Genomic DNA, 14,817 nt, shown 5'->3' with positions numbered 1-14,817 from the left:
AAACCCTAATGAATTTACGGAAAAGAAACTGGGGCGCGGACCCACTGGATTTTGCCCCAGTTTTGATGATTGTTGCTCTAATTGGACCTTTGATTGCCGGTTTGGTGGGCGTCTTTTTACCGGCCTTTGGATACTTTCCGTCATTAGGTGGCGAGCAATTTACGTTCACATATTTTCATGAAGTTACCCATAAGCCTGGATTTTGGGCTTCGGTGCTGATGTCCATATGGATCGGGCTCGCAACAACATTTTTATCTCTTGTAATTGTGGTCAGTTTTTTCGCCTCCCAATGGGGCAGTAGACTTTTTGCCAAGCTCACCCACTTTATTTCCCCCCTTATGTCAGTGCCACATGCGGCGGCGGCGTTCGGCTTTGCATTTCTGATTGCGCCTTCGGGATGGATCATACGGTTGCTGTCCCCTTGGGCGACAGGGTTTACGCATCATCCGCCAGATTGGCTGATTGTCAACGATCCAATGGGCAACGCTTTGCTCTTGGGCTTGGTGCTTAAAGAAATCCCGTTTTTGTTTTTGGTGGGGCTGTCCGCTTCCAGTCAAATTAATGTGGACCAACGCCTAAAAGTGGGACGTTCATTTGGCTATGGTCAAGTCTGGGCATGGTTTTCAACGGTGTTTCCAGCGTTCTACAAACAGATGCGTTTGCCGATCTATGCAGTTGTTGCCTTCTCGTCTTCCGTTGTTGATGTTGCTCTGATTTTAGGACCGAACTTCCCCGCAATGCTGCCCGTTCAATTGCTGCGCTGGATGAATGACCCGGAGCTTGAAACGCGGTTTATCGCGGCTGCGGGTGCGGTGTGGCAGCTAGCCGCAACCGTCACAGCGTTAGTGCTATGGCGCATCGGTGAAGCGCTGGTCACCTATGTTGGACGTCGTGCAATCATCAATGGGGATCGGCATAAATCAGACGGATGGTTCAAAGCTATATCAAGCGGGGCAATGGCTCTCACAGTTCTAATTTCAATGCTTGGACTGGTCATTTTGGCGATATGGTCTGTGGCAGGGTTTTGGCGGTTTCCAAATGCGTTGCCGTCGGCATTTACGATTTCCCGGTGGGTCGGAAATCTGCCAGCAATTCTAACGCCTGCCACTAACGCCATGGCCATTGGGGTAACATCTACCCTGATTTCCATCATACTAACCATTGCGTGTTTGGAAAATGAATATCGACGAGATGTCGTGTTTACGCCAACTGCCATGCGCATTCTCTATTTGCCTCTAATTGTGCCTCAAATTGCTTTCCTGTTCGGCATTTCGGTGCTGCTGGTACGGTTTGGGCTAGATGGTAGCTTTTGGCCTGTCGCGTTGGCACACACAGTGTTTGTATTGCCGTACGTGTTTTTGTCCCTAGCTGCCCCCTACAGAAATTTTGACTTGCGTTATCTGCGGGTCGCAGCCTCATTGGGATCAAGCGAGAATAAAGCATTGATCAGTGTGCGTTTGCCGATGTTGTTAAAACCGATATTGTTGGCGACGGCGCTTGGCATTGCGATATCGATTGCCCAATATCTGCCAACATTGTTGATTGGTGCAGGGCGTGTGCCCACCATCACGACCGAAGCAGTGGCGTTGGCTTCGGGTGGGGATCGGCGTATCATTGGCATTTATGCATTGGTTCAGACATTGCTGCCAGCCATTGGCTTTGTCGCAGCGGTTCTTGTTCCACGACTAGCATTCCCTAACAGGGCGTTTTTTAAGTAGATGACAATGAAGCAAATAGAGAAAAGCGCGCTTTGCCTTAAACAATTGGTTTTGTTTCAAAATAAACAAAAACTGTTTGAACTAAACCTTGATATTGCACCAGGCGAAGTGGTGACGATTATGGGCCCGTCCGGGTCAGGAAAGTCGACGCTTCTTAATCTTGTTTCGGGATTTCTGCCTCCAAGTTTTACGTTTACCGGTTCTGTGATGTTGGATAGTGCCGACATTACGCACGCCGACCCGGCGGACCGAAAAATTGGTTTGATGTTCCAAGACCCGCTTTTGTTTCCACATCTTAGCGTTGAGGAAAACTTGCTGTTCGGTTTGCCCGCCAAGGGCAGCAGGATGGAACGATGTGCCAAGGTAAACGCAGCGCTTGAGGCTGTGAATATGGCCGATCTTGGTCATCGTGACCCCATGACATTATCTGGTGGTCAACAATCGCGCATCGCACTTATTCGGGTGTTGCTTTCAGAACCCAAGGCATTGTTGTTGGACGAGCCTTTTTCGGCGCTTGATTCTGGATTGCGCGATAAAGTGCGTGAATTTGTTTTTTCCCAGGCAAAAGCGAAGAATTTACCCACACTTTTAGTTACCCATGACCAAGCAGACGCAGAAAAGTCCGGCGGGCAGATCATCACATTGTAAGGTTTTACCATGCGGTAAAGCACACTGGATTTGCTCGGTTTTGCCAACAAACTTGACCTTTTGGTCAAAAAATACTTGAATTTGTATTCATCTCTCGCTATCGATTGAGGGGTGCAAGTTCGCGTTTTTGCTTGCGGAGGAACTCATAAAGCGCTTGAATTAAAAACATCAAATGGCCGCATCGCAGTTATAATGACTAGCGGTGTTAAACCATATGACGACGTGACAAGGGAGATATTCATGACCGTCCATAAGAAAATTTCTGGTGGGGCGAAAGCCGTACTCGGCGTAGCAACATTTGCAGCTCTTATGACAGGTGCAGCGTTTGCTGACCCTGCACTTATCTATGATATTGCTGGCAAAAACGATAAGTCATTCAACGAAATGGCTTGGAATGGCGCGGAAGCGTACGTCAAAGCAACTGGCAAATCATATCAAGAACTAGAAATTCAAACTGATGCGCAGCGTGAGCAAGCGCTTCGTCGCTTCGCGCAACAGGGCTCAAGCCCAATTGTTGTACCAGGCTTTACATGGGCTGGTCCGCTAGAAGTCGTGGCAAAAGAGTTCCCTGAAACTCATTTCGCGATTATCGACAGTGTTGTTGATCTGCCAAACGTGCGTTCAATCTTGTTCAAAGAGCAAGAAGGCTCGTTCTTGGTTGGTGTTTTGGCTGCGATGCAGTCTGAATCAGGCACAATCGGCTACGTTACAGCGTTTGATTTTCCACTATTGCAAGCATTTGGTTGCGGCTACGTGCAAGGCGCGAAAGCGGCAAACCCTGACATCAATGTTCTTCAAAACTTCATTGGTACAGACTTTGGCGCATTTAACGACATCAACACCGCTGGTGAAGTTGGTCGTTCGCAGCTAGAGCGTGGCGCAGACGTTGTTTATGCCGCAGCAGGTGCTGCTGGCGAAGGCGCGTTGCAAGCTGCAGCGGATGCCGGCAAATACGGCATTGGGGTTGACAGCAACCAGAACTACTTGTTCCCTGGCCATATGTTGTCATCAATGGTGAAACGTGTGGACGTTGCCGTTCAAAATACATTCATGGACGAAATGAATGGTAATTGGACAGCGGGCATTCAAACTCTGGGTCTTGCAGAGGGTGGCGTGAGCGCCGCAGTTGATGAGTACAATGAGCCATTGCTTACAGCTGACATGAAAGCGGCTTTGGCTGACTACACAGCCAAAATCAATTCTGGCGAAATCGTTGTTCACGATTACCGTTCAGATAATTCTTGCCCAGTTTCATAATTTAGATTTGGGAACGGTAACTCGACATGGTTGAGAACCAAACACAATCCGCCCAGCAGCCTCATAAGGCTGCTGGGTCAGTTCCTGCAATTGACCTAAGAGGTGTTTCAAAATCCTTTGGGCCAGTGCAGGCCAATAAAGACATCAATTTGACGGTTAAGCGCAACTCAATCCACGGGATCGTGGGAGAGAATGGCGCGGGTAAATCCACACTGATGTCGATCCTTTATGGCTTTTATACAGCCGACGCTGGTGACATTTTTGTCCATGGTGAAAAGGTGAAAATCAAAGATTCAAGCCATGCGCTCGATTTGGGCATTGGCATGGTTCACCAGCATTTTATGCTGGTTGAGAATTTCACTGTTCTTGAGAATGTAATCTTGGGTGTAGAAGGGTCTAACCTTTTAGCGCCCAGCAAAGCCGCGGCGCGCAAAGAATTGGCGCGACTGGCTAAAGATTATGGCTTGGAAGTCGACCCCGACGCGATTGTCGAGGATCTTTCTGTTGGCCAAGAGCAGCGCGTTGAAATTTTAAAGGCGCTTTATCGAGGTGCTGACGTGCTCATTCTAGATGAGCCGACAGGCGTTTTAACGCCGACAGAAGCTGATCAATTGTTCCGCATTTTAGAGCAGCTTCGTGACGAGGGTAAAACCATCATCCTGATCACGCATAAATTGCGCGAGATCATGGCGATCACAGATACAGTTTCTGTTATGCGTCGCGGGACCATGGTGGGCACCGTAGAGACCAAAAACACTTCGCCGGACAAGCTGGCGGAAATGATGGTTGGTCGTCGCGTGTTGCTGCAAGTTGAAAAAACTCAAAGCAAGCCAACAGATAAAGTGCTGGAAGTCGATGGGCTCTCGGTCACTGATGATATCGGTGTGCCCCGGGTTAAAAATGTTTCGTTTGACGTTCGGGCAGGTGAAATCGTTGGTATCGCGGGTGTCGCTGGCAACGGTCAATCACAGCTATTGGAAGCCATTTCCGGCATGTATGCGCCTTTGTTGGGTGAAGTACGCATTAACGGCAAACCAATTGTGTTTGACGGTGATGGCGTGGCGGACGAAGTGCGACGCATGGGATTGGCGCATGTACCCGAAGATCGTCATAAAATGGGACTTGTTACGCAATTTGAAGAATGGGAAAATTCCCTTCTGGGGTACGAAGATGCGGACAAATATGGCCCGGGCCCAATGTTGTCATTGGATGCAGCGCGTGCTGAAGCGAAAATGCGCATTGAGAAATTTGATATTCGTCCACAAAACCCTAGATTGAAAACCGCAAATTTTTCTGGCGGCAATCAGCAAAAAATTGTTTTAGCGCGGGAAATGGACCGTGACCTGGATATTCTGCTGATCGGGCAGCCCACGCGTGGCGTCGATATCGGGGCAATTGAGTTTATCCACAAGCAAATCATTGCTCTTAGAGACCAAGGCAATGCCGTGCTGCTCGTATCTGTCGAGTTGGACGAAATTCGCGCACTTTCTGACAGAGTTCTCGTCATGTTTGACGGTGAAGTTGTGACAGAGCTGCCGCCAACAGCCAGCGAAAAAGAATTTGGATTGGCAATGGCCGGGCTAGACCCAGCCGAACAATAAGTCGGGGAGTAGCAATGAGCGCAAGACAACCATTGCCGAGTTGGGCGTTAAACGTCCTGATGCCAGCCATGAACGTGCTGTTGGCGCTATTTGTTGGTGGCCTCGCGGTCGCCATTATCGGGGAAAATCCAATTGAAGCCATGAAAGTGCTCGCCTATGGGGCATTCGGTTATGGCACCGGGTTGGGGTTCACCTTGCATTTCGCCACAAGCTTTGTGTTTACAGGTCTTGCGGTTGCGGTGGCGTTCCACGCAGGCCTGTTCAATATTGGCGGCGAGGGCCAAGCCTATGTTGCGGGTCTCGGCGCTATCGTGATGGCGCTTTGGCTGGACCAAACACATTGGACGTTGGTGTTGCTCGGTTCAACCGTTGCCGCCATGGCCCTTGGTGCTGTTTGGGCGGCAATTCCGGGTTATCTGCAAGCGAAACGCGGCAGCCATATCGTTATCACAACGATCATGTTCAACTTCATCGCCTCCGCGTTGATGAGCTATATGCTCGCCCAAGTGATCACGAACCCCGGCGCCAACGCTGAAACACGTACAATCGCTGAAACTGGCCGATTGCCGCTTTTGTCTGAGTATTTTGAGTTTTTCAAATACTCGCCAGTGAACATCACTTTTGTGTTCGGCATTTTAGCGCTGATCTTTGTTTATGTGCTGATCTGGCGCACAAAACTCGGCTATAAAATTCGCACATTGGGAGCGAACCCAGACGCTGCGCGCTATGCTGGCATTTCTGCGGTGACGATCATTCTCATCGCCATGGCAATTGCTGGCGCCCTCGCAGGCCTAATGGCGGTCAATGAAGCTGTTGGCGTGCAAAAACGTTTGGTTGTCGGCTATGTCCAAGGCTTCGGGTTTGTAGGTATCGCGGTGGCATTTATGGGACGCGCGCACCCAATCGGGATCGCGTTTGCCGCATTGTTGTTCGGCGCACTTTATCAAGGCGGGCAGGAATTGGCCTTCGTTATGCCAGCTGTACCAAGTGACTTGGTGGTGGTTATCCAAGCGCTGGTTATATTGTTCTCAGGTGCAATGGATGAAATGTTCAAGCCAATGCTTGAACGCGTATTTGATGCTTTTCGATCGCCCTCGGGGCAAGAAGACCAACCTGACAAGAAGGAGGCGTAAAGATGGGCTTTAATGATATCATCCTCATCCTCGATTCTAGTGTGCGGTTGGCTGTGCCAATTTTGCTCGCGTGTCTTGCTGGACTGTATTCAGAACGTTCCGGTATCGTTGATATCGGCCTTGAAGGAAAAATGCTGGGTGCTGCATTCGCCGCTGCGGCTGTGGCTGCGCTTTCCGGCAATGTTTGGCTGGGTATGCTCGCCGCGATTTTTGTTTCGGTCTGCATGTCGATGATCCACGCGATTGCGTCAATCAATTTGCGCGGAAATCAGGTTATCTCAGGTGTTGCGCTGAATTTCTTAGCAGCGGGGCTTACGGTGTTTGTCGGCCATTCAATTTTCAGACGGGGTGGAAGCACACCGAACTTGCCCAAAGAAGCGCGGATTGGCCCGATTGAATTGCCGTTCGCTCAAGAAATTGGCCAAGTGCCGTTTATCGGCCCCATCTATGAGCAGTTGATTTCTGGCCATTCAATCATCGTCTATTTCGCATTTGCAGCTGTGCCGATCACCGCATGGATTTTGTTCCGCACTCGTTTTGGCCTTCGTCTTCGCGCTGTGGGTGAGAACCCTACGGCTTTGGACACGGCAGGCATTTCAGTTTTTGCATTGCGCTATCAAGCGTTGGTGATCACAGGTGTTTTGTGCGGCATTGCGGGGGCATATTTGTCAACATCGCAAGGCGCGAGCTTTAGTGAAAACATGACTGCGGGCAGGGGCTTTATTGCGCTGGCGGCATTGATATTTGCCAAGTGGAAGCCTTGGAATGCACTTTGGACGTGCTTGTTGTTTGGTGTGCTCAGTGCTGCTCAAATTCGTCTGCAAGGCGTGGAGTTCCCGCTGATCGGCGAAGTGCCCGTACAGTTTATTCAAGCGGCTCCATATGTCTTAACCGTCGTGTTGCTTGCTGGGTTTATCGGCCGCGCGGTGCCACCAAAAGCCGTTGGCCTGCCTTACGTCAAGGAGAGATAGATGGATGCGGTAACGCAAGCCCTTTACGATGCGGCCCAAAAGGTACGCAAGCATGCACATGTGCCCTATTCTCAGTTCCCAGTTGGCGCTGCAATTCTTGCGGATGACGGAAATGTCTATGCGGGATGCAACATTGAAAATGCTGCGTACCCACAGGGAAACTGCGCGGAGGCGTCTGCGATCTCTGCCATGATTGGCGCGGGTGGTAGAAAAATCCACCGCATCTTTGTGATTGGCAAGGGCGTTGACCCGGTAACCCCATGTGGCGGGTGCCGCCAACGTATTCGTGAATTCGCGACGCCTGACACGGTTATTATTTGCACAGGCGAAGACGGCGATGCGAAAAGCTATACTATGGATGAAATTCTGCCAGATAGCTTTGGCCCTGAAAGTCTTGAGGCCGTTAAATGAGTGTAGCTGAAGCAAATGCGGAAATAATACATGATCACGCTGGGAATGAACCTATTGACATAGCGCTAGTGCTCGGCTCCGGCTTGTCCGGTGTTGGTGACCTTTTAAGCGACCGCGTTGAAATCCGATATGACGAGTTCGTTGGCTTCCCCACTGGCGGTGTTTCAGGACACGGCAAGTTGCTGCTCGTTGGTCTGCTGAACGGCAAACGTATCGCTATTCTAACGGGGCGCGCGCATTTTTATGAAGAAGGCCACGCCGATGTTATGCGTGTGCCGCTTGAAACGATGAAAGCGGTTGGCGTTAAAACGCTGATGTTGACCAATTCTGCCGGGTCGCTTGAACAAGATATTCCACCGGGCGAATTGATGATGATTTCAGATCACATCAACTATAACGGCACGAACCCGCTCATTGGCGAGCCAACAGACGACCGGTTTGTCAATATGGTCAACACCTACGATCCCCAAATTCGCAAACAGGCGCAAGCCATTGCTGACGAATTGTGGATCACTCTGAAAGAAGGCGTTTATGCTTGGTATTCTGGGCCCACTTTTGAAACGCCTGCCGAAATTCGCATGATCAAAGGATTTGGGGCAAACGCCGTGGGAATGTCCACCGTGCCAGAAGCGATTTTAGGGCGATTTTTGGGGATGCGCATTTGGGCATGTTCATCGGTCACCAATATGGGCGCAGGGCTTTCTGACGAAAACATCTCGCACCATCACACCAAAGAAATGGCGCTCAAGGGCGCAAAAAAACTCGAGCAATTGCTTGAGAGATTGGTTGGGGAGTTATGACCCTTAAAGCAGTAGAATTTGACGCACACAACCACAACCATAAACGCAATCCCGGCTTTGATCTGGATTTAGGATGGTTGCGACAAGTGCGCATGAACCGTTCCGCATTGGAACGCCGCGCGGCAACAATTGGCACCCGTCGCTCGGTCAAAAAACAATGGCAAGCCGCATGGCTTTTGCGAGCCATCACCCTGATCGATTTAACAACGTTAAACGGGGATGATAGTGCAGGACGAGTTGAGCGTTTATGTGCAAAAGCACGTCAGCCCGTGCGTCCAGAAATTCTTGAGGCATTGGGCGCAAAAGACATAAAAGTTAATCCCGGTGCGGTTTGTGTTTATCACAATTTTGTTTCAACAGCGGTTGAAGCGCTAAAGGGCACCGACATTCCTGTTGCGGCTGTTTCCACGGGTTTTCCTGCAGGGCTTACGCCGTTTGATTTGCGGGTAAAAGAAGTTGAAGCGTCCGTTGCCGCGGGGGCGAAAGAAATCGACGTGGTGATCGAACGTCACCATGTGCTGAACGGAGATTGGCAAGCGCTCTACGACCAGATGAAAGCGTTCCGCGAGGCATGTGGCGAAGCGCATCTGAAAACCATTTTGGGCACGGGGGAACTCGCGACCCAAACCAATGTCGCAAAAGCGTCGCTAGTGTGCATGTTGGCAGGCGCCGATTTCATCAAAACCTCGACGGGCAAAGAAAAGGTCAATGCTGACCTGCAAACCTCGTTGACTATGATCCGCATGATCAGATGGTTCCATGAGGAAACCGGCATCGAAATTGGCTACAAACCCGCTGGTGGCATTTCAAAGGCAAAAGACGCACTGACCTATATGGCCTTGATGAAAGAAGAACTGGGCAACGTTTGGTTGCAACCGCACCTGTTCCGCTTTGGCGCTTCCAGCCTTTTGACCGACATTGAAAGACAACTCGAACACAACGCGACCGGTCGCTACGCAGCTGACTATCGCCAACCGATGGTTTAGGACGATGAACATTCCTGAGATTTTTAAGAACCTAGAATACGGTCCTGCCCCTGAGGGTGACGAACAAGCAGTTGCTTGGCTGGATAGCCATGGCCGCAAATTCGGTAGCTTCATCGACGGCGATTTTGCAAAGCCAGGCAAGGTATTTGCGACGACCAATCCTGCCAATGGCAAGGAACTGGCAAAAATTACGCAAAGCACCAAAGCCGATCTTGATCGCGCTGTAAAAGCTGCGCGTAAAGCAACTGGTCCTTGGCAGGCATTGTCCGGGTTTGAACGGGCCAAATATCTTTACGCGATTGCCCGCCAAATCCAAAAACATGCGCGTTTATTCGCTGTGTTAGAAACATTGGATAATGGCAAACCGATCAGGGAAAGCCGGGATTTAGATATCCCCCTTGTTGCCCGTCATTTCTATCACCACGCAGGCTGGGCGCAGCATATCGAGCGCGAATTTCCCGACCATCAACCCTATGGTGTTTGTGGGCAGGTAATCCCTTGGAACTTCCCGCTTTTAATGATGTCGTGGAAAATCGCGCCTGCTTTGGCAGCTGGTAACACGGTTGTTCTAAAACCAGCTGAACTTACGTCGCTTACCGCTTTGTTGTTTGCTGAAATTTGTCGCGAAATCAATCTACCAGCTGGCGTCGTCAACATTGTCACCGGCAATGGCGAAGTTGGCGCTGCGATTATGGACCATGACGATATCGACAAGGTGGCATTTACGGGCTCAACAGGTGTCGGCAAAGCCATCCGCAAAGCAACTGCGGGCTCTGGCAAAGGCATTTCTTTGGAACTCGGCGGCAAGTCGCCGTTTATCGTGTTTGAAGATGCTGATCTTGATAGCGCGGTAGAAGGACTGGTCGATGCTATTTGGTTCAACCAGGGTCAAGTATGCTGCGCCGGATCGCGACTTCTCATTCAAGAGAGTATTGAAGAGCGTTTCATCAAAAAGCTAAAAGCGCGCATGGCTAAATTGCGGGTCGGCGATCCGTTGGATAAAGCCATTGATATTGGCGCCCTTATCGCGCCAATTCAAGTCGAGCGCGTCACCGAACTGATGAAAAAAGGCGAGGAAGAAGGCGCGATCAAATATCAGCCAGATGGCGATTTGCCAACAGGTGGTTGCTATATGAAGCCGACCTTGTTCACTAACGTCAGCCCCGCAAATATCATTGCCAACGAAGAGGTTTTTGGGCCCGTGTTGGTGGCAATTAGCTTTCGCACACCAGATGAAGCCGTGGCTTTGGCCAACAATTCTCGTTATGGATTGGCGGCAAGCGTTTGGAGTGAAAACATCAACCTAGCGCTTGATATCGCGCCACGCGTAAAAGCGGGAATTGTGTGGGTCAATTCAACCAACCAGTTTGATGCTGCATGTGGCTTTGGCGGTTATAAAGAAAGTGGTTTCGGTCGTGAGGGCGGCAAAGAAGGCATGGGTGCCTATTTGCGCCCGACTTGGGAAACCAAACTCAAACCATTGCCCGCAACACCAAAACCTGTAGCGCCAAAACTGTTTGAAACAGATGGTGTGGATCGCACCGCAAAGCTATATGTTGGCGGCAAACAATCGCGGCCAGATGGCGGATATGCACGACCGATCACTGGGCCTGATGGCAAATTGATTGCCGAAGCTGGTGAAGGCAACCGCAAGGATATTCGCAATGCTGTAGAGGCGGCGCGCGGTGCTTTAGGTTGGGGCAACAAAACCGCACATCTTCGCGCGCAAATTCTCTATTATATGGGCGAAAACCTTGATTATCGCAAAGTCGAGTTTGCTGATCGCCTTCGAGGAATGACTGGGGCGACGGCAAGCACCGCGAGCAAGGAAGTTGACCTTTCGATTGAACGCCTGTTTGCCTTTGCCGGGTGGGCCGATAAGTATGATGGAGCGGTACATAACCCGCCTGTGCGTTCTATGGCAGTTGCTATGGTTGAGCCAGTCGGTGTGATTGGCATCACTGCGCCAGACGAAGCGCCATTGCTAGGGGCAGTTTCATTGTTGGCCCCGGCGATTGCCATGGGCAACACCACAGTGTTGGTTCCGTCGGAACACGCACCATTGGCCATGACAGACTTCTACCAGATTTTGGAAACATCTGATTTGCCGGGTGGTGTCATCAACATCGTAACCGGCGAAAAAGACAGTCTGACCAAAACTCTTGTTGAGCATGACGGTGTGGATGCCCAATTCTACGTGGGCGACGAAGCTGGCGGAAAGCGGGTTGAAGAACTTTCGATCCACAACCTCAAGCAGACATGGACCAATAAGGGCAAGCAAATCGATTGGACCAATAAGCAAATTTGTGACGGTCCTTATTTCTTGCAGCGCACCACGCAAATTAAGAACGTTTGGGTGCCTTACGGGGCTTAAAACAAGGACGGGCGAATGACAGATAAAGTTCACGTTGAAAATATCAATTCGCCGGGCAAAACTACGCGCGTAGATGCAAGCAAATATAATGCCATGCATGAAGCGATGATGCAGGTTTTGCCAAGCGAGGCTCCTGGCATGAAGGTCGCAGATGTAATTGCTGCGGCCAAACAACATTTGCCAGATGATCTTTTCCCCGGCGGCAAAACCGCTGGGTGGTGGGTGAAATGTGTGCAGCTTGATCTTGAAGCAAAAAAAGTTATTGCCCGCGCCGATAAACCGCCGGTCCGGCTCTATAAAATCTAACGAAAGCGTCCAAAATGGTATTTTTGCCGCAAGAAGTGATTGCCAAGAAACGCGATGGCGAAGTTCTGAGCAAGGACGAGATTGCCCAGTTTATTTCCGGCATGACAAAGGGCAGCGTAAGGCCAGAGCAAGCAGCAGCTTTTGCAATGGCGGTCTATTTCCAGAATATGGAATTAGATGAGCGCATCGCGTTGACAGAAGCAATGCGCGATAGCGGTGAAGTGCTTGATTGGTCTGATTTTGATGGCGCAATTTTGGACAAACACTCAACCGGCGGTGTTGGCGACAATGTTTCCCTAATGCTCGCGCCGATTTGGGCCGCACTTGGGGCTTATGTCCCAATGATCTCCGGACGCGGTCTTGGGCACACTGGCGGCACGCTTGATAAATTTGACGCCATACCCGGATATACAACCAGCCCGGACAATGCGTTGTTTCGCAAAGTGGTTCGTGAAGCGGGCTGCGCCATTATTGGCCAAACTGCAGATTTAGCACCTGCCGACAAAATGCTTTATGGCATCCGTGATGTAACGGCGACGGTGGACAATGTATCTCTGATCACTTCCTCAATCCTATCCAAGAAACTGGCCGCAGGGCTAGATGCGCTGGTGCTTGACGTCAAAGTGGGTACGGGTGCCTTTATGCGAACAGCTCAGGACGCGGATGTATTGGCAAAGAGCCTTGTGCATGTCGCAAACGGCGCGGGGGTAAAAACGTCGGCGCTGATTACCGATATGAATGAGCCGCTGGCCAGTGCCGCTGGCAATGCTTTGGAGGTAAAAAACGCCGTAGAGTTTTTGACAGGCGCTCATCAAGATATGCGTCTGCTTGATGTTACAATTGAGCTGGCTGCATTGGGACTTGGTCTGTCGGGCATTGAAAGTGATATGGATATCGCCCGTAACAAATGCCGAGCTGTGTTAGACAATGGCGCAGCAGCGGAGCACTTTGGCAAAATGGTATCGTTGTTGGGTGGGCCTAAAGACTTTGTTCAGAACTACAATCAGCATTTACCCACTGCCCCGATCATTCGAGATGTGTTGGCGGAAAAACCAGGAACCGTGAGCCGCATAGATGCACGCGGCGTTGGCATGGCCGTCATTGTTCTTGGTGGCGGTCGTACAACACCAACCGATGCGCTTGATTACAGTGTTGGATTTGACCAAATCGCACCAATTGGGGCAACTTTAAATAGCAAAACGCCGATAGCGCGTATTCACGCGGCCGACGAAAACAGTGCGTCTGAGGCTGCAATGCGGTTGCGGAAAGCATATCAGCTTGATGGCGAACGCAACGAAAGTGAACTGTTTCACGGCCTAATTACCGCCTGACCGGCCTGATATTCAGCATTTTAACAGGGAGGCAAACATGCCCCGCGTCATTTTATGTGTTCTTGATAGTTTTGGAATTGGTGGCGCACCTGACGCCGCAGAGTTTGGGGATGAAGGCTCCAATACGTTGGGACACATTGCTCAAGCATGTGCGAGCGGAGATGGCGACAAACAAGGTTTGCGTGACGGCCCACTGGTTGTTCCAAACATGGACATGTTGGGACTTGGTGCTGCGGCAAAAGCGGCAAGCGGAGAATTGCCAAAAGGTCTTGATGGCGAACATAAGGCTGGTGTTTGGGCGAATGCTAGCGAAGTTTCAAAAGGCAAGGACACGCCTTCTGGCCATTGGGAAATTGCTGGCGTTCCAGTTGTCTTTGATTGGGGATATTTCCCAGAAACTGTGCCAACATTCCCTCAAGAACTGACACAAGAATTCATAAAACGCGCCAACTTGCCTGGCATATTGGGCGACAAACATGCGTCGGGAACGGTTATTATCGCTGAGCTGGGCGAAGAAAGCATCAAGTCGGGCAAGCCCATTTGCTACACGAGTGCCGACAGCGTGTTCCAGATCGCCGCTCACGAAAAACATTTTGGCCTTGATCGGCTCTACGAGATTTGCGAGATCGCCTACGAACTGGTGAAGCCCTACAATATCGGACGAGTCATCGCTCGTCCGTTCGTTGGTGAAACCAGTTCGGACTTTGAGCGGACGGGCAACCGCAAAGACTTGTCCGTCTTACCGCCCGAACCCACATTGTTGGACCGCGCGAAAGAGAATGGTCGCCAAGTGTTTGCGGTGGGTAAAATCTCAGACATTTATGCAGGGCAAGGTGTGACCCACAAAATCAAAGCCAATGGCAATATGGCACTGTTTGACGCAACACTTGAAGCCATGGAAATGGCACGCGATGGGGATCTAATTTTTACAAACTTTGTAGATTTTGACATGCATTTCGGCCATCGGCGCGATGTTCCTGGATATGCAGCTGCACTTGAACAATTTGACCAGCGTTTGCCCGAAATAATTGCGAAGATGAACAATAATGATTTGTTGGTGCTAACGGCCGATCATGGTTGCGATCCGACTTGGCGGGGAAATGACCATACCCGCGAGCAGGTGCCTGTTTTAATGTTTTCCCCAAATTTGACCAAAGGATCCGCAGGTGCGAGATCGACATTTGCGGATATCGGTGAAACAGTGGCCAAGTGGCTGCAATTGCCATCTGGACCACATGGGCGCGCGTTTCTCTGATCGCGCCATTTAAGAATAAGGCTAGG

The 14,817-nt window shown here is 50.6% G+C and carries 13 protein-coding genes; all 13 read left to right on the top strand.

Annotation, left to right across the window (positions count from 1 at the left end; genetic code table 11):
* Positions 1 to 8 precede the first annotated feature (8 nt).
* On the top strand, positions 9 to 1,718 hold the full coding sequence (locus ACSHWX_RS03145; RefSeq protein WP_435666731.1) for an ABC transporter permease: 1,710 nt from the start codon (positions 9 to 11) through the stop codon (positions 1,716 to 1,718).
* Between the two features lie 6 nt (positions 1,719 to 1,724).
* The gene (locus ACSHWX_RS03140; protein ID WP_435666730.1) at positions 1,725 to 2,366 is read left to right on the top strand and encodes an ATP-binding cassette domain-containing protein; all 642 of its coding nucleotides are present in this window, start codon (positions 1,725 to 1,727) and stop codon (positions 2,364 to 2,366) included.
* Positions 2,367 to 2,606: 240 nt separating this feature from the next.
* Positions 2,607 to 3,623, top strand: coding sequence for a BMP family lipoprotein (locus tag ACSHWX_RS03135; RefSeq protein WP_435666729.1), 1,017 nt, complete (start codon positions 2,607 to 2,609; stop codon positions 3,621 to 3,623).
* 26 nt (positions 3,624 to 3,649) lie between these two features.
* Positions 3,650 to 5,224, top strand: coding sequence for an ABC transporter ATP-binding protein (locus tag ACSHWX_RS03130; protein ID WP_435666728.1), 1,575 nt, complete (start codon positions 3,650 to 3,652; stop codon positions 5,222 to 5,224).
* 14 nt (positions 5,225 to 5,238) lie between these two features.
* Complete coding sequence (locus ACSHWX_RS03125) at positions 5,239 to 6,357, top strand: ABC transporter permease (RefSeq protein WP_435666727.1); 1,119 nt, start codon at positions 5,239 to 5,241, stop codon at positions 6,355 to 6,357.
* Positions 6,358 to 6,359: 2 nt separating this feature from the next.
* Positions 6,360 to 7,328, top strand: coding sequence for an ABC transporter permease (locus tag ACSHWX_RS03120; protein WP_435666726.1), 969 nt, complete (start codon positions 6,360 to 6,362; stop codon positions 7,326 to 7,328).
* Complete coding sequence (locus ACSHWX_RS03115; protein WP_435666725.1) at positions 7,329 to 7,739, top strand: cytidine deaminase; 411 nt, start codon at positions 7,329 to 7,331, stop codon at positions 7,737 to 7,739.
* Positions 7,736 to 8,539 (top strand): purine-nucleoside phosphorylase, encoded by an 804-nt coding sequence (locus ACSHWX_RS03110; protein WP_435666724.1) that lies wholly within the window; start codon positions 7,736 to 7,738, stop codon positions 8,537 to 8,539. The genes ACSHWX_RS03115 and ACSHWX_RS03110 overlap by 4 nt, the downstream gene beginning before the upstream one ends.
* On the top strand, positions 8,536 to 9,525 hold the full coding sequence (gene deoC, locus ACSHWX_RS03105) for a deoxyribose-phosphate aldolase (protein WP_435666723.1): 990 nt from the start codon (positions 8,536 to 8,538) through the stop codon (positions 9,523 to 9,525). The genes ACSHWX_RS03110 and deoC overlap by 4 nt, the downstream gene beginning before the upstream one ends.
* Before the next feature lie 4 nt (positions 9,526 to 9,529).
* Entirely contained in the window at positions 9,530 to 11,899 is a 2,370-nt protein-coding gene (locus ACSHWX_RS03100) for an aldehyde dehydrogenase family protein (RefSeq protein ID WP_435666722.1), read from the top strand.
* 15 nt (positions 11,900 to 11,914) lie between these two features.
* Entirely contained in the window at positions 11,915 to 12,205 is a 291-nt protein-coding gene (locus ACSHWX_RS03095; RefSeq protein WP_435666721.1) for a DUF6958 family protein, read from the top strand.
* Between the two features lie 14 nt (positions 12,206 to 12,219).
* Positions 12,220 to 13,536 carry a thymidine phosphorylase gene (deoA, locus tag ACSHWX_RS03090; protein WP_435666720.1) on the top strand — a complete coding sequence of 439 codons (1,317 nt, stop codon included), beginning with the start codon at positions 12,220 to 12,222 and terminating at the stop codon, positions 13,534 to 13,536.
* Between the two features lie 37 nt (positions 13,537 to 13,573).
* Positions 13,574 to 14,791: a phosphopentomutase gene (locus tag ACSHWX_RS03085; RefSeq protein ID WP_435666719.1), complete on the top strand. Its 1,218-nt coding sequence runs from the start codon at positions 13,574 to 13,576 to the stop codon at positions 14,789 to 14,791.
* Positions 14,792 to 14,817: the final 26 nt, after the last annotated feature.

Origin of the sequence: Maritalea sp. (assembly GCF_051251695.1) — a bacterium.
GTDB lineage: Bacteria > Pseudomonadota > Alphaproteobacteria > Rhizobiales > Devosiaceae > Maritalea.
The sequence above is the reverse complement of the archived record's forward strand: the minus strand, read 5'-3'. Positions and strand labels throughout refer to the sequence as shown.

What these genes read in the sequence shown, in the direction of transcription:
- ACSHWX_RS03135 (WP_435666729.1), top strand. Translation starts at nt 2,607, where the DNA reads ATGACCGTCCATAAGAAAATTTCTGGTGGGGCGAAAGCCGTACTCGGC.
- deoC (WP_435666723.1), top strand. Translation starts at nt 8,536, where the DNA reads ATGACCCTTAAAGCAGTAGAATTTGACGCACACAACCACAACCATAAA.
- ACSHWX_RS03115 (WP_435666725.1), top strand. Translation starts at nt 7,329, where the DNA reads ATGGATGCGGTAACGCAAGCCCTTTACGATGCGGCCCAAAAGGTACGC.
- ACSHWX_RS03100 (WP_435666722.1), top strand. Translation starts at nt 9,530, where the DNA reads ATGAACATTCCTGAGATTTTTAAGAACCTAGAATACGGTCCTGCCCCT.
- ACSHWX_RS03120 (WP_435666726.1), top strand. Translation starts at nt 6,360, where the DNA reads ATGGGCTTTAATGATATCATCCTCATCCTCGATTCTAGTGTGCGGTTG.
- ACSHWX_RS03095 (WP_435666721.1), top strand. Translation starts at nt 11,915, where the DNA reads ATGACAGATAAAGTTCACGTTGAAAATATCAATTCGCCGGGCAAAACT.
- ACSHWX_RS03125 (WP_435666727.1), top strand. Translation starts at nt 5,239, where the DNA reads ATGAGCGCAAGACAACCATTGCCGAGTTGGGCGTTAAACGTCCTGATG.
- ACSHWX_RS03145 (WP_435666731.1), top strand. Translation starts at nt 9, where the DNA reads ATGAATTTACGGAAAAGAAACTGGGGCGCGGACCCACTGGATTTTGCC.
- ACSHWX_RS03140 (WP_435666730.1), top strand. Translation starts at nt 1,725, where the DNA reads ATGAAGCAAATAGAGAAAAGCGCGCTTTGCCTTAAACAATTGGTTTTG.
- ACSHWX_RS03130 (WP_435666728.1), top strand. Translation starts at nt 3,650, where the DNA reads ATGGTTGAGAACCAAACACAATCCGCCCAGCAGCCTCATAAGGCTGCT.
- ACSHWX_RS03110 (WP_435666724.1), top strand. Translation starts at nt 7,736, where the DNA reads ATGAGTGTAGCTGAAGCAAATGCGGAAATAATACATGATCACGCTGGG.
- deoA (WP_435666720.1), top strand. Translation starts at nt 12,220, where the DNA reads ATGGTATTTTTGCCGCAAGAAGTGATTGCCAAGAAACGCGATGGCGAA.
- ACSHWX_RS03085 (WP_435666719.1), top strand. Translation starts at nt 13,574, where the DNA reads ATGCCCCGCGTCATTTTATGTGTTCTTGATAGTTTTGGAATTGGTGGC.